The organism is Pseudomonas sp. GW823-FHT04A03, assembly GCF_058796615.1.
The window spans coordinates 796932-811045 of sequence record NZ_JBXAIV010000002.1 but is presented as its reverse complement, the minus strand read 5'-3'; the positions used below and the strand labels follow the sequence as shown (position 1 = coordinate 811045).

The window sequence follows — 14114 nt, the reverse complement described above, 5'->3', positions numbered from 1 at the left end:
GTCGGACAGTGATTGCTCTTTTATTGGGAAATGAAAGAAGTCTGATAATAGTGCTTGTAAAATGTACGACTGTAGACGTACATTTTTATCGGGGTTTAACAACAATAAAAAGTTCTGTCTGTTTTTTCGTCTGCTGATCGTAAATAAATAATAGCTAGGAGCCGTTATGAAAAATCTAATGCAATGGAACAGCCTTCCCTCCGAATCCAATGAATGGCTCGAGAAGGTGCGTGCACTGAATCCGCTGATTATTCAGCACCGCGATTACAGCGAGCAGACAAATGCGACGCACAAGGATGTGATGTCCCGATTCTTCAAGGAAGGTTTTGGCCGCACGTCGGTGTCCAAGGCGTTCGGCGGATCCCAGGTCGATATTCAGACCACCTCGGCCCTGCTGCTGGAATTCGCCCGTTTTGACGCCTCGCTGTCCTGGCAGCTGGCGGTGCAAGTGGCGATGGGGCGCCTGTCGGATTACCTGCCGGAAGCCACTTCCGAAGCGATCTACAACCACTGCGACGGTTTCGTGATCGGCGCCATCCACTCCGGTGGCGAAGCGCTGCCGATGGGCGACGAGTACCTGCTGAGCGGCAAATGGGCGTTCGCCAGCGGCTCGGCCCACGCCGACTGGCTGGTCTGCACCGCCACGGTCAAAGGCACCGAAAACAACACCACCCCGGAAGTGCGGATGTTCTTCGTGCCCGCCAGCCAGTGCACCATCCTGCCGACCTGGGACACCCTGGGCATGCGCGGCACCGGCAGCCATCACTTCCAGTGCTCCAGCGTGATCGTCCACAAGTCCTTCTCGCTGGACGTCGAAACCCTCAAGCAATCCCCCGAAGCGCGCAACTCCCGGGCCTACGCCACCGGTTACTACGAGTTCGGCACCCTGGCGGCGATGTCCACCGTGCTGGGCGTGGCCCGGGCGGCGGTCGATCATTTCCGCAACGACCGCGCCGTGAACACCGATCCGGGTCTGGAAGGGGTGATCTTCGAGAAGACTGGCCGCGCCATCTCCTCGGTGCACACCGCACAATTGCTGCTGGAAGATGCGATCCACCAGGTCATCAACCGGGGTGAAACCATCGGCGAACCGGTAAGTGCCCGCGTCGGTCTGGCAGCCTCGGTGCTGACCGAGAACTCGGTCAATGCGGTCAACCAGATCTACTCGATGGCCGGTTCCAAAGCCGTCTACAAGTCGCACTTCCTGGAGCGTTGCTTCCGCGATATCCACACCGGTTCGAAGCACTTCACACTGTCGCCCTTGAACTTGCACGGTATCGGCAAGTATTACCTGGATAAAACCAACGTACTGGCCGCGGCGTAACAGCGGATAAATAAAGCGGGCGCGTTTACAAGTGAAAGTTCACAGGGACCGATAATGCGCCCGCCTTAAGTTGCACCTTTATTTTCTTAAAACTCAAACTTTTGTGCTCGCAGCAAAGAGTCAAGGGAGTGCCACATGCTTGCTCGAAACATTATCAAGTCGCTGATCTTTATTATTCTTGTGGTGGTGTTGTCCGCTGCACTGGGCTGGCGTTTCTGGTCTCCGCCACCGGCGGCGGCCGAGCAACGGATCCCCAGCACCCGGGTCGGTCTGGCCGTGGTCAAGAAACAACCCTACACCTACTACCTCGAAGCCATCGGCAAACTCGAAGCTCAGCGCCAGGTGCTGGTCTCGGCTGAAGTCAGCGGCAAAGTGGTGGACATCGATTTCGAGTCCGGCGATGAAGTGAAGGCGGGGCAAGTGCTGCTCAAGCTCAACGATGCGCCGGAGCAAGGCGAACTGGTGCGCCTGAAAGGCGAGTACGAATCGGCCAAGGCGCAGTTTGCTCGGGTCCAGGAACTGGCCAAGACCGGCGCCGAAAGCCGTCGCGCCTTCGACAGTGCCCGCGCTCAATACGACGCGGCCAAAGGCGACATGGAACGCATGCAGGCGCAGATCGCCCAACGCCACATTCGTGCGCCGTTCGCCGGCACCCTCGGCATTCGCCAGGCGCATCTGGGCCAATACCTGCAAGCCGGCAGCGCGGTGGCGACCCTGACCGATCCGGGCCTGCTGCGCGTCAACTTCACCCTCGCCGAGCGCGATGGCTCGCAAGTGCAACTGGGCCAGACCGTGCAGGCCAAGGTCGATGCCTGGGGTGATGTGACCTTCGCCGGCAAGATCGTGGCGGTCGATCCGCAGATCAACCAGTCGCACACCATCAACGTTCAAGCGGTCATCACCGACACGCAAAAACGCCTGCGTCCCGGCATGTACGCACGGGTCTCGGTGACCCTGCCGCAGACCGCCGAGCTGCTAATTCCGGAAACCGCGATCACCTACAACGCTTACGGCGAGAGCGTGTTCTCGGTCTACACCGACGAGGCCGGCGTGCAGAAGGTCAAGCGTGAAAGCATCAAGGTCGGCGAGCGCCGCGATGGCTGGGCGGTGGTCGACAAGGGCCTGACCGAAGGCGTGCAAGTGGTGACGTCCGGCCAGCTCAAGCTCCACGACGGCGTGGCGGTGGAAGGCGTGCCGGACACGATTGCTCTTAAACTCAGTGGGCTGGAAAAATGAATTTCACCGACCTCTTTCTTCGCCGCCCGGTACTGGCCGTGGTGGTCAGCACGCTGATCCTGCTGTTCGGGGTGCGCGCGCTGATGAACCTGCCGATCCGCCAGTACCCGATGCTGGAAACATCGACCATCACGGTCACGACCCAGTATCCCGGCGCCTCTTCGGAACTGATGCAAGGCTTCGTCACGCAGCCGATCAGCCAGGCCGTGGCCTCGGTTGAAGGCATCGACTATCTGTCGTCGACCTCGACCCAGGGCCGCAGCCAGGTGACGATCCGCATGGCGCTCAACAGTGACTCCATCGCGGCGCTGACCGAGGTCATGGCCAAGGTCAACCAGATCAAATACCGCTTGCCGAAGGACGCGTACGACCCGGTGGTGGAGCGCACTTCCGGCGGCTTCACCAGCGTGGCCTACGTCGCGTTCGCCAGCTCCAACCTGACCATTCCGGAGATGTCGGATTACATCTCCCGCGTCGTCGAACCGATGTTCGCCGGCATCGAAGGCGTGGCCAAGATCAACATCATGGGCGAGCAGAAACTGTCCATGCGCCTGTGGCTCGACCCACAGCGTCTGGCCGGTTACGGCATGACCGGGCAGGACGTTTCGGCCGCCATCGAAGGCAACAACTTCCAGGCAGCGCCGGGGCAGGTCAAAGGCCTGTACGTGGTCAGCAACCTGCGGGTGAACACTGACCTGAACAGCGTTGAAGACTTTCGCGACATGGTGCTGCGCAACGACAACGGCCACATCATCCGTGTGCGTGACGTCGGCACCGTAGAACTGAACGCAGCCTCCACCGACACCAGCGGCGCGATGAGCGACGTACCCGCGCTGTTCCTCGGTCTGGACGCCGCACCGACCGGCAACCCGCTGGTCATCGTCAAACGCGTGCGTGAATTGCTGCCGCAGATCCAGGAAACCCTGCCACCGGGCGTGACCGTGCAGATCCCGTTCGAAGTGGCGCACTTCATTCAGTCGTCGATCGACGAGGTGAGCTACACCTTGCTCGAAGCGCTGGTGATCGTGGTGCTGGTGATCTACCTGTGCCTGGGCACGTTCCGCACCGTGCTGATTCCGCTGGTGACGATTCCGCTGTCGATGCTCGGCGCGGCCATGTTGATGCAGATGTTCGGCTTCAGCCTCAACCTGCTGACCCTGCTCGCCATGGTGCTCGCCATCGGGCTGGTGGTGGACGACGCCATCGTCGTGGTGGAGAACGTTCACCGTCACATCGAAGAGGGCAAGACGCCGTTCGACGCGGCACTGATCGGTGCGCGTGAAGTGGCCGGTCCAGTCGTGGCGATGACCTTCACCCTGGCAGCTGTGTACGCGCCGATCGGTCTGATGGGCGGCCTCACCGGCACGCTGTTCAAGGAGTTCGCACTGACCCTGGCCGGCGCCGTGGTGATTTCCGGCATCGTCGCCCTGACCCTGTCGCCGATCATGAGTACTCGCCTGCTGGACGCGAAAACCAGCGAAGGTTTCATGGCGGTCAAGGCGGACCGTTTCTTCCAGTATCTGTCCCGTCGCTATGGCGCTCTGTTGGGCGGTTCGCTGGCACATCGCTGGATCAGCCTGAGCGTGGCGCTGGTGATTTTCTTCAGTCTGCCGTTCCTCTATCGCTCGGCGCAGACCGAACTGGCGCCGCTGGAAGACCAGAACATCCTGCTGACCGCGATCAAGGCGCCGCAACACGCCAACCTGAACTACCTCGAGGCCTACGCCCACGAGCTGTACAAGACGTTCAACGAAATCCCCGAGGGCTACAGCAACTGGGTGGCGAACGGTTCCGACGGCCTGTCCAACAGCGTCGGCGGGATCAACCTGGTGGACTGGGAAAAACGCGGCCGCGATGCCAACACCATCCAGCCCGACTTGCAGGCGCGGGTGAACCAGATCGAAGGCACGAGCATTTTCGTGTTCCAGATGCCGCCGTTGCCGGGCTCCACCGGTGGTCTGCCGGTGCAGATGGTGATCCGCAGCGATCAGGAATACCTGGCGCTGTACAACGTGATGGATCAACTCAAGCAGGCGGCGCAAGCCAGCGGTCTGTTCGCGGTGGTCGACAGTGATCTGGACTTCAACAACCCGGTGGTGGAAATCCAGGTCGACCGGGCCAAGGCCAACGCGCTGGGCATCCGCATGCAGGACATCGGCGAGACGCTGAACAGCCTGATCGGCGAGAAGTACGTCAACCGGTTCTCGTTCCACGGCCGTTCCTATGACGTGATTCCGCAGTCGGTATCGGCGGATCGCCTGACCCCGGAAACCCTGAAGCTGTATTACGTGAAGGACCAGAAGGGCAATCCGGTGCCGCTGTCGACGCTGGCCACCCTCAGCGTCAAGGTCGAGCCGAATCGCCTGACCCAGTTCAACCAGCAGAACTCCGCCACGTTCCAGGCCATTCCGGCGCCGGGCGTGACGTTGGGTGATGCGGTGGGCTTCCTGCAAAAACAATCGGAAGGCTTCCCGGCCGGCTTCAGTTTCGACTGGCAGTCCGACGCCCGCCAATATGTGCAGGAAGGCAACAGCCTGGCGTTCACCTTCGGCCTGGCCCTGGTGATCATCTATCTGGTGTTGAGCGTGCAGTACGAGAGCTTCCGCGACCCGTTCATCATCTTGATCAGCGTGCCGCTGTCGATCTGCGGGGCCCTGGTGCCGCTGGCGCTGGGCATGACTTCGATGAACATCTACACCCAGATCGGCCTGATCACGCTGATCGGTCTGATCAGTAAGCACGGGATCCTGATGGTCGCGTTCGCCAACGAGTTGCAGCGCCAGCAAGGCATGGACCGCGTGCAAGCGATCCAGCACGCCGCGCAGGTGCGTCTGCGGCCGATCTTGATGACGACTGCGGCAATGGTGGTCGGCCTCGCGCCGCTGTTGTTCGCCAGCGGTGCGGGCGCCAACAGCCGCTTCGGCCTGGGCCTGGTGATTGTGGTGGGGATGCTGATCGGCACCTTGTTCACCCTGTTCATTCTGCCGTCGGTGTACACGCTGCTCAGTTCGATCAAGCAACCGAGCCACGCACCCGAAGCTGAACCGGCCGGTGTGCCGCAACCCATCCTGTGAGGACGTGACATGCATTCGATTACACGTTTGATGCTGGCGCCGCTGGCGGCGTCCATCCTGTTGGCGGCGGGTTGTGTGAACTACGCCGGGATCGATCATCAGGGCAAATTGCTGGCGGTCGGCGTTGCGCCGTCCGACAGCCTGAAAGACAAATTGCCGCCGGCCCAATGGCCGCGTGCGGACTGGTGGACATCGCTGGGTGATCCGCGTCTGGGCGCGTTGATCGAAGAGGCGTATGCCAGCAATCCGGACTTGCAGGAAGTCGCTGCCCGGGTCGCCAAGGCCAATGCGTTTCTCGACCTGCGCGACGCCGAGCGCTATCCCGAAATGGACGTCTCGGCGGGTGTCACTCGCGGTCGGCTGTCGCGCTTCGAGGATTACAGCGGCGAGGGCCACAAGTACTTCACCGCACGCAATCTGGCAGTGAACTTCAGCTACACCTTCGACCTCTGGGGCGGCCAGCGCGCCGCCTGGGAGTCGGCGCTCAACAGCGCACGAGCGGCGGAAGTCGACCTGCAATCCTCGCGGCTGATTCTGGCGACCAACGTGGTCAAGGCTTACAACCAGTTGGCGTATGCGTGGCAGGTGTCGGAGTTGAATCAGCGGGATCTGGAACGCCTGAGCAAACTGGTGGACCTGACGGATTCACGTTACGGCTCGGGGCTAGACAACCTGTCGCAACTCAAGCAGGTGCAGAGCCTCAAGGCGCGTTCGGAATCGACGCTGATCGGCGCCAACGAAGACATCGAAATTGCTCGTCTTCAACTGTCGGCGCTGATCGGCAAGGGCGTTGATCGTGCGCACACACTTGAGCGGCCATCGAATCTGCAAGCGAGCGTGGTGGCATTGCCGGCGCAGTTGCCGGCCCAATTGTTGGGCCGTCGTCCGGACATCGTCGCCGCACGTTGGCGCGTTGAGGCCGAGACCAAGAACGTCGAGGCAGTGAAGACCACGTTCTACCCGAACATCAATCTGGTAGCAGCGGCGGGTTCCCATGCGTTGACCGGTGATGCGCTGTTCGCCGGGGTCAGCAAGTTCTGGAACGTGGCGCCGACGGTGTCGCTGCCGATCTTCGATGCGGGGCGTCTGCGCTCGGATCTGAAGGCCGGCAATGCCGAACTCGACAGCTCCATCGCGCAGTACAACCGGGTGCTGAATTCGGCCCTGCACGAGGTGGCGATTTCGGTGACGCAGTTGCGCTCTTTCGAGCAGCAAATCGTCGTGCAGCGCGATGCCTGTTCGATTGCGCAGTCGTCTTACGATCTGTCGCAGTCGCGCTACAAGGCGGGGGAGGACACGTTCCTCGATGCGCTGAACATCGAGCAGCAATTGATCCAGGACGAAATGCGCCTTGCCTTCCTCAACAGCAAGCACATCGACAGCTCGGTTTCGTTGATGGCGGCGCTGGGCGGCGGGTTTCAGGCGCCCGCGCTGGAGACAGCGCAGAGCAGCGATTTGTAGTGTTTTCAGGGACGCCGCCCTCGGGGCGGCTGTCGCGGGGAAAAAGCATCTTGTGTATAGTCTTACTGTTCTCGTATAGACGAATACAAGCCGGATTTTTCCCGCCTATATCATCAAGGGTACCTACCTATGAACGTCCCGAATCATCCCAATCAGGATCAGATCCTTCTGGAAAATGTGCTGAACGCATTGGGAAGCCCGCTACGCCTGACCGTGTTGAAAGTGTTGTCCGATGGCCAGGAACATCCGTGCGGCCGGATCCTCAAGGGCGCATCGAAGTCGACCATGACCCACCACTGGCGGGTGCTGCGCGACAGCGGTCTGATTTGGCAGCGCCCTTACGGTCGGGAAAACCTGCTGTCCCTGCGTCGTGAAGACATGGACGTGCGTTTTCCGGGATTGCTCGACTCGCTGCTGTCGGCGGTCAAGACCGATGAACAGACCATCAGCGTCATCAGCAAACACGAAGTGACCGAAGAAAACGGAGCCGAGTGACAGACACCGCCGGTGAAGGGTTGGCCTTCCACGGCAACCAACAATTCACCATCACCAGGAAGGTGTGAGCGGGTATGGATACAAGTCATTACTGGTCATCGCGACCGCTGTCGGAATTGACCGGCTCCGAGCATCACTGGCTGTTTTTGCCCGGGGCACTGACCCCACGTCTGAAAGCCATGGGCGATTATTCAATCGAAGTCGTCGAGCAGTCCCATGGCCCGCTCAATCCTGAAGAAGCGCAAGCGCTGAGCGTGCCGCCGGCCACCCTCGGCTGGGTGCGTGAGGTGGTGATGAAGCTCGATGGCGAAGCCTGCGTCACCGCGCGCAGCCTGACCAGCGTGCCGGCACTGAATGGCGACTGGGCGGATCTGAACGGTTATGGCCGTCGACCGCTGGCCGAGATTCTCTACACGTCGGAGCAGACCCTGCGCGAACCTTTCCAATGCGCCTTGCTGTCCCCCGGTGCACCGTTGGCGGCGCTGTCCTATCGCTTCGCGCCACAGGCCAAACGTCTGCTGGCCCGGCGTTCGCGTTTCACCCGCAATGGTTCGGCGTTGCTGGTCAGCGAGTGCTTTTTGCCTGCCTTCTGGGCTCGGGTTGAATACGCTCAGGCGCTCAAGTCGGCCTGATGAAAAAAACCTGCGGGAGCGAACGCCCGCAGGTTTTTTTTCGCTGGTTTTTCAGAGCCGGATCACCGCTTCGATCTGCTTGATGGCTGGCGTCAGCGCTTGCGCCAGTTGCTCGGCTTTCGAGGTCGGGCGCATGGTTCTCGACGAGCGCAGAAACAACGGATCATCGAACCGCTTGCGCAGCCGTGCCAGTGATCCGCTGATGGCGGGTTGTTTGACGTGCAGGCGCTCGGCCGTGCGTGACACGCTGCGTTCGCGGAACAGCACCAGGAAAATGATGATCAGGTTCAGGTCGATATCCGCGAAGTTGTCTTCATTGAATAGCATGGTTACATCCCTGTCATGACCCGCCGGGCGGCGTCAGCCGAGGCCGGCGGGTGTCTGGATCACTGCTCGGGTGCCAGGCGCAGTTCGTCGTTCAGACGGTAGTAACTGCGGTTGAAATAGACCAGGCCTTCCGTGGCCTCGCTGTGTTGCTGCAGTTCGAGAATTTCACAGTAGAAGATGCTGTGGGTGCCGACCTCGTCGACCTTGCTGACCCGGCAATCGAGGCTGACCAGCGCCTCTTCGATCACCGGCGAACCGGTTTTCAGGGTCTGGCAGTTCACGCTGGAAAAGCGCTCCTGCATGCTCAACTGCCGATTGGCAAACGCGCCGGAGGTCGACTGGTGGTCGCCGGTCAGGACGTTTACGCACAGCACGCCATTGGTCTTGAAATGCTCGTGATTGGACGACGAGCGATTGACGCACACCAGCAGCGTGGGCGGTGAATCCGTCACGCTGCACACCGCCGACGCGGTAAAGCCGAAACGCCCCGCAGGGCCATCGGTCGTGACGATGGTGACGGCACTCCCCAGCATCGCCATTGCATTACGAAACTCCGTTGAATCAACCATCGCGTCACCTCATTCCATGTAGGTTTAATGGAGCCGATCCGTTCTTCCTTGTCCGTTGTCGTTGTGCGAAAACGGGTATCGGGCAACACGTTCGCTCTGGCGATATAGTACGTATGTATACGTACCTTGCAAGCTATTCCTTGTGCTTATTTTGCGGTCGATACGCTCGACAGGCATTGCTGTTGCGCGTGTTCAAGACTGGCCTCCAGCGCACTCAATTCCTCTTGCTGTCGGGTGAGTTTCAAGAGCTGCGCCGCGATCTCCTGTTGCTTGTCGGCAATCGCGCGGCGGGCTTTTTCGTAGGGCGTCAATTCCGGTTGGCTGGCAAAGATCGCCTGCAATTCCCTGAGGCGAAAACCCAGCGCCTGTGCGCATTTGATAAAGCTCAGCAGTTCGACCGTCTGCGGGTCGTAAACCCGGTATTTGCCCTGGCGCGGGGCCTCGGGCAGCAGGCCGATTGACTCGTAGTGGCGGATGGTTTTGATCGTGGTTCCCGAACGCTGTGCGGCCTGGCCGATGTACATGTGCAAATCCCTTTTCTCCGTCAGCGGGCATGCGCACCAATAGCGGAAAACTCAATGGCGGGCAATTGATCCGGCCTGTTTCAGCCAGGTTTCACGCTGATGGTCGCTGGCGCCGAGCACCGGCCCGAAGGTCAGTGTCCGGCGCGGTTCGATCCCGCAGAACGCCAACGTGTTCCTTCGTACTTCGTGCAGGCCGGGCATGCGATAGATCCAGCGGTAATACCAGGGCGGGGTGTCCATGGTGACCAGCAGGTGGGCGCTGCGACCGTGCAGGAGTTTGTCGGGAAACGCTTTGCCCTGGCGGTACTTGAACGCGAAACCGGGGAGCAGGATCCGGTCGAAAAAGCCTTTGAGCAGCGCCGGAATCCCGCCCCACCAGATCGGATACACCAGCGTCAGGTGTTCGGCCCACAGCAGGTCGGCCTGAGCCTGGAGCAGATCCGGTTCAAGGGCCTGAACCTGGCTGTAACCTTCGCGCAGGACCGGGTCGAAATCGAGCTGACCGAGGGACAGTTGCCGCACTTCGTGCCCGGCCTCGCGGGCCGATTCCAAGTAACGTCCGGCCAGTGCCGCACAAAAACTTTCGCTGGATGGATGGCCGAGAATCAGCAGAATCCGCTTGCCCATCATGACTGCCCCTGAGGAAGAAACCCCAAGGGTAAAGTCTGCCCCTCAGGGCAGAGTCAAGGCGTCGAGCAAGGCGCGGGCATAGGCGGGGAGGGCGTCGAAGTCGCGGGCGCACAGCAACAGTTTGCGCCTGGCCCAGCCTTCATTCATCGGCAGGGTCTTGAAGGCTTGTGGCGTGGCGCGCTGAACTGCTGCCAGCGGCACGATACCCAGACCGGCACCTCGGGCCACCATGCGCATCACCCCGTCGAAACCATCGGCGCGGATACGGATCTGCATCCGCGAGCCGCTGTGCAGGGCCTGTTCTTCCAGGTACACCGCCAGCGCGCTGTCGGCATGCAGACCGACGAAGTCGTGGCGCAGGGCATCGCTGAAGCTGACTTGGATCGCGTCAGACAGCGGATGATCCAAAGGCAGAATCAGCACCAGCGGATCATCGCGAAAGGCTCGGGTCTGCAAGTCGGTGGTGTCGATCGCGTCGGACACAATGCCCAGATCCGCCGCCCCCTGACGCAAGGCATGTGTGATGCGAGCGCTGGGCAACTCCTGTAAATCGATATCGAGATTGGGATGCTCACGCAGGAAATCCGCCAGCACCTCCGGCAGGTATTCGCTGAGCGCCGTGGTGTTGCACAACAGGCGCACCTGGCCTTTGACGCCGCGCGCGTACTCGGCCAGATCCTGTTGCAGACGTTCGGCCTGCTGCAGTATCACCCGCGCATGTTGCGCCAGGGCTTTGCCGGCCGGCGTCGGTGTGACACCACGGCGCCCGCGCTCAAGAAACTCGGTGCCCAGCGACGTTTCCATCGCCCGGATCCGCGCACTGGCCGCCGCCAGCGACAGATGACTGCGAGCGGCGCCGGCGGTGATGTTGCCGCTGTCGAGAATGTGCAGGTACAGGCGCAGGTCGGTGAGGTCGAAGTGCATCGGTCGTGACTCTTGCTGAGAGAGAGGCTGCCTCAGTGTATGACAGATTTTCAGTTCATCCGCGCAGGTGCACAGTATCGCCATGAACGCACTCGCAGATTTCTATCAAAACCTCGGTCTGGCCCTGTCATTGCTGGTGATTGCGACGTTTGTCGTCGCCGGCATGATCAAGGGCGTGATCGGTCTCGGCCTGCCCACTGTCGCCATGGGTTTGCTCGGTCTGGCTATGGCTCCATCGCAGGCTGCGGCGTTGCTGATCATTCCGGCGACATTGACCAACTTCTGGCAACTGGCGTTCGGCGGGCATTTGCGAGGGCTGGTGAAACGCTTGTGGCCAATGCTGCTGGCGATCTTTCTCGGCACGGCCATCGGCACTTTGTGGATCGGCATGGCAGGCGGGCATTGGGTGGTGCGCGGGCTCGGCGCGTCGCTATTGCTCTATGCGTTGAGCGGATTGTTCCTGCCGACGCTGAGTGTCAGTCGCCGCCATGAACCGTGGCTTGGTCCGCTCTGTGGTGTGATCACCGGCGTCATCACTTCGGCCACCGGTGTGTTCGTGATTCCCGCCGTTCCGTACCTGCAGGCCCTGGGTTTGAGCCGCGATGAACTGGTCCAGGCGCTGGGTCTGTCCTTCACCGTGTCGACCCTGGCATTGGCCGGCGGATTGCTTTGGCGCGGGTCGCTCGGCGGTTCGGAATTGAGCGCTTCGCTGCTGGCCCTGATCCCGGCGGTGCTCGGCATGTTGCTCGGCCAATGGCTGCGTCAGCGCATCAGCGCCGTGCTGTTCAAGCGAGTGTTCTTCATTGGTCTGGGCGCGCTCGGCGCCCATCTGTTGATCAGCGGCTAGCGGACGAATCGCTGAGCATTTCAATCGGGCGGATATCGAAATCCCGCTCCAGATACTCCATGCGCTGGGCCAGGAATTGTTGCATGTGCGGCAGGTTCGAGTGCACGTCCAGATGCGCCTGGCTTTCCCAGATCTCGTAGAAGATGAACAGGCTCGGGTCTTCCTTGTCGCGCAGCATGTGGTATTCGATGCAGCCGGGTTCGGCGCGGCTCGGCTCGACGTAGGCGCGGAAAAACGCTTCGAAGGCCTCGGCTTTTTCCGGGCGGGTCTTGGCGTGCAGGATGAAACCCTGGCGTTCGCTCATCGCAAAAAAACTCCATTCAGATTCAGATGGCGGCCAATCCTACGGCAACAATCGGCGTTCGATTCGTGCGTTTTACTCAAATGAATTTTGCGCAATCGATGCTTATTCCGCGCGAGGCGGATCGCTAATCTGCCGCCATTCAATTTTTCCCCTTCTCCATCCAGCGCTCTGCGCTGCGCATCGGAATCCGATCGAGGCTCTCCCATGAAAAAAGTGCTGTTGCTCAATGGCGGTAAAAAATTCGCCCACTCCGACGGTCGCTACAACACCACCCTGCACGAAGCGGCGCTGAGCGTGCTGGATCGCGGCGGTGTCGACGTCAAGACCACCTTCATCGACGAGGGTTACGACATCGCCGAAGAAGTCGCCAAATTCCTCTGGGCCGACGTGATCATTTATCAGATGCCGGGCTGGTGGATGGGCGCACCGTGGACCGTGAAAAAGTACATCGACGAAGTCTTCACCGAAGGTCACGGCAGCCTCTACGCCAGTGACGGTCGCACCCGTTCCGACGCGTCGCAGAAGTACGGCAGCGGCGGTCTGATCCACGGCAAGCAGTACATGCTGTCGCTGACCTGGAATGCACCGCAGCAGGCGTTCGATGATCCGACCGACTTTTTCGAAGCCAAAGGCGTGGACGCGGTGTACTTCCCGTTCCACAAGGCCAACGAATTCCTTGGCATGACCGGCCTGCCGACGTTCCTCTGTGTGGACGTGATGAAACGCCCGAACATCGAAGCGGATGTGGCGCGTTACGAGCAGCATCTGACCGAGGTGTTTGGCCTCAAGGCCTGACGCTCGGCTACTATCGAAGGCCTGAGCTTGCGCTGCAGGCCTTTCGATCCGAGGACACCCGTGAAAGCCAGATCCGATGAGTTGCAGATTTTTGTCTGTGTGATCGAATGCGGTTCGATCTCCGCCGCCGCCGAGCAGGTCGGACAGACGCCGTCGGCGGTCAGCCGCACGCTGTCGCGGCTGGAAGCCAAGCTCGACACCACGCTGATCAACCGCACCACACGGCGCATGGACCTGACCGAGGAGGGCAAGTATTTCTTCGAGCAGGCCAAGCTGATTCTCGACCAGATGGATCAGCTCGAGGAGCGCCTCTCTTCGCGCCAACAGACGCCATCAGGACGGCTGCGAATCAACGCCGCGTCGCCGTTCATGCTCCACGCCATCGTGCCGTACATCGACGAATTCCGGCGGCTGTACCCGGACATCCAGCTCGAACTCAACAGCAACGACCTGATCATTGACCTGCTGGAACAAAGCACCGACGTCGCCATCCGCATCGGCACACTCGCCGATTCGACGTTGCATGCCCGTTCGCTGGGTTGCAGTCCGCTGTTGATCGTCGCCAGTCCTGCGTACCTTGAGAAGCACGGCGCGCCGCAGGAAGTGGCCGATCTGAGCGAGCACACCTTGCTCGGCTTCACCCAGAACGAAGGCCTCAACCAGTGGCCGCTGCGTTACGTGCACGGCGACCGCTGGCCGATCACCCCGGCGATCAGCGCCTCCAGCGGCGAGACGGTTCGGCATCTGGCGCTGGAAGGCCAGGGCATTGCCTGCCTCTCGCATTTCATGACCATCGACGACATCCGCGCCGGGCGCCTCAAGGTGTTGCTGGCGGAATTCAACAGCGGTTATCGCCAGCCGATCAATGCGGTGTACTACCGCAACTCGCAATTGGCGCTGCGCATCCAGTGCTTCCTGGATTTCATCCAGAGCAAACTGGCGGCTTACGCCAGCGCCGATTTCAAAGGCTGA

General features: G+C 60.8%; 15 protein-coding genes. 9 read left to right on the top strand and 6 right to left on the bottom strand.

Translation table 11 applies throughout. The features are described from left to right. Positions 1-166 precede the first annotated feature (166 nt). The 6 genes from AC1Q9F_RS09670 (at position 167) to AC1Q9F_RS09645 (ending at position 8222) form a co-directional block, all read left to right on the top strand. The gene (locus AC1Q9F_RS09670) at positions 167-1324 is read left to right on the top strand and encodes an acyl-CoA dehydrogenase family protein (protein ID WP_492619463.1); all 1158 of its coding nucleotides are present in this window, start codon (positions 167-169) and stop codon (positions 1322-1324) included. A gap of 135 nt (positions 1325-1459) precedes the next feature. Continuing rightward, positions 1460-2560, top strand: coding sequence for an efflux RND transporter periplasmic adaptor subunit (locus AC1Q9F_RS09665; RefSeq protein WP_221535611.1), 1101 nt, complete (start codon positions 1460-1462; stop codon positions 2558-2560). Beyond that, positions 2557-5634, top strand: a complete 3078-nt coding sequence (locus tag AC1Q9F_RS09660) for a MexW/MexI family multidrug efflux RND transporter permease subunit (protein WP_492619464.1) — start codon at positions 2557-2559, stop codon at positions 5632-5634. The genes AC1Q9F_RS09665 and AC1Q9F_RS09660 overlap by 4 nt, the downstream gene beginning before the upstream one ends. A gap of 9 nt (positions 5635-5643) precedes the next feature. Continuing rightward, on the top strand, positions 5644-7095 hold the full coding sequence (locus AC1Q9F_RS09655; protein WP_492619465.1) for an efflux transporter outer membrane subunit: 1452 nt from the start codon (positions 5644-5646) through the stop codon (positions 7093-7095). 129 nt (positions 7096-7224) lie between these two features. Further along, entirely contained in the window at positions 7225-7590 is a 366-nt protein-coding gene (locus AC1Q9F_RS09650; RefSeq protein WP_007953843.1) for an ArsR/SmtB family transcription factor, read from the top strand. Between the two features lie 74 nt (positions 7591-7664). Then, positions 7665-8222, top strand: a complete 558-nt coding sequence (locus AC1Q9F_RS09645) for a chorismate--pyruvate lyase family protein (protein ID WP_492619466.1) — start codon at positions 7665-7667, stop codon at positions 8220-8222. 51 nt (positions 8223-8273) lie between these two features. Here the strand turns inward: AC1Q9F_RS09645 and AC1Q9F_RS09640 are convergent, their stop codons facing one another. The 5 genes from AC1Q9F_RS09640 to AC1Q9F_RS09620 all read right to left on the bottom strand — a co-directional run bounded on the left by AC1Q9F_RS09640 (position 8274) and on the right by AC1Q9F_RS09620 (position 11196). Beyond that, positions 8274-8549, bottom strand: a complete 276-nt coding sequence (locus AC1Q9F_RS09640) for a helix-turn-helix domain-containing protein (protein ID WP_007953837.1) — start codon at positions 8547-8549, stop codon at positions 8274-8276. A 59-nt stretch (positions 8550-8608) separates the two neighbouring features. Continuing rightward, on the bottom strand, positions 8609-9118 hold the full coding sequence (locus tag AC1Q9F_RS09635) for a flavin reductase (protein ID WP_007953834.1): 510 nt from the start codon (positions 9116-9118) through the stop codon (positions 8609-8611). Positions 9119-9264: 146 nt separating this feature from the next. Further along, complete coding sequence (locus AC1Q9F_RS09630; RefSeq protein ID WP_492619467.1) at positions 9265-9642, bottom strand: MerR family transcriptional regulator; 378 nt, start codon at positions 9640-9642, stop codon at positions 9265-9267. 51 nt (positions 9643-9693) lie between these two features. Beyond that, positions 9694-10272: an NAD(P)H-dependent oxidoreductase gene (locus AC1Q9F_RS09625; RefSeq protein ID WP_492619468.1), complete on the bottom strand. Its 579-nt coding sequence runs from the start codon at positions 10270-10272 to the stop codon at positions 9694-9696. Between the two features lie 42 nt (positions 10273-10314). Beyond that, positions 10315-11196 (bottom strand): LysR substrate-binding domain-containing protein, encoded by an 882-nt coding sequence (locus AC1Q9F_RS09620; RefSeq protein ID WP_492619469.1) that lies wholly within the window; start codon positions 11194-11196, stop codon positions 10315-10317. A gap of 82 nt (positions 11197-11278) precedes the next feature. Here AC1Q9F_RS09620 and AC1Q9F_RS09615 point away from each other — a divergent pair, with 82 nt between their 5' ends. Beyond that, the gene (locus tag AC1Q9F_RS09615) at positions 11279-12043 is read left to right on the top strand and encodes a sulfite exporter TauE/SafE family protein (protein ID WP_492619470.1); all 765 of its coding nucleotides are present in this window, start codon (positions 11279-11281) and stop codon (positions 12041-12043) included. Here AC1Q9F_RS09615 and AC1Q9F_RS09610 read toward each other — a convergent pair. Further along, positions 12033-12347, bottom strand: a complete 315-nt coding sequence (locus AC1Q9F_RS09610) for a putative quinol monooxygenase (RefSeq protein WP_085608002.1) — start codon at positions 12345-12347, stop codon at positions 12033-12035. The genes AC1Q9F_RS09615 and AC1Q9F_RS09610 overlap by 11 nt on opposite strands. A gap of 204 nt (positions 12348-12551) precedes the next feature. Between AC1Q9F_RS09610 and mdaB the strand changes: the two genes are divergently transcribed. Continuing rightward, positions 12552-13142, top strand: a complete 591-nt coding sequence (gene mdaB, locus AC1Q9F_RS09605; protein WP_375745317.1) for an NADPH:quinone oxidoreductase MdaB — start codon at positions 12552-12554, stop codon at positions 13140-13142. A gap of 60 nt (positions 13143-13202) precedes the next feature. Then, positions 13203-14114 (top strand): LysR family transcriptional regulator, encoded by a 912-nt coding sequence (locus AC1Q9F_RS09600; protein WP_207984966.1) that lies wholly within the window; start codon positions 13203-13205, stop codon positions 14112-14114.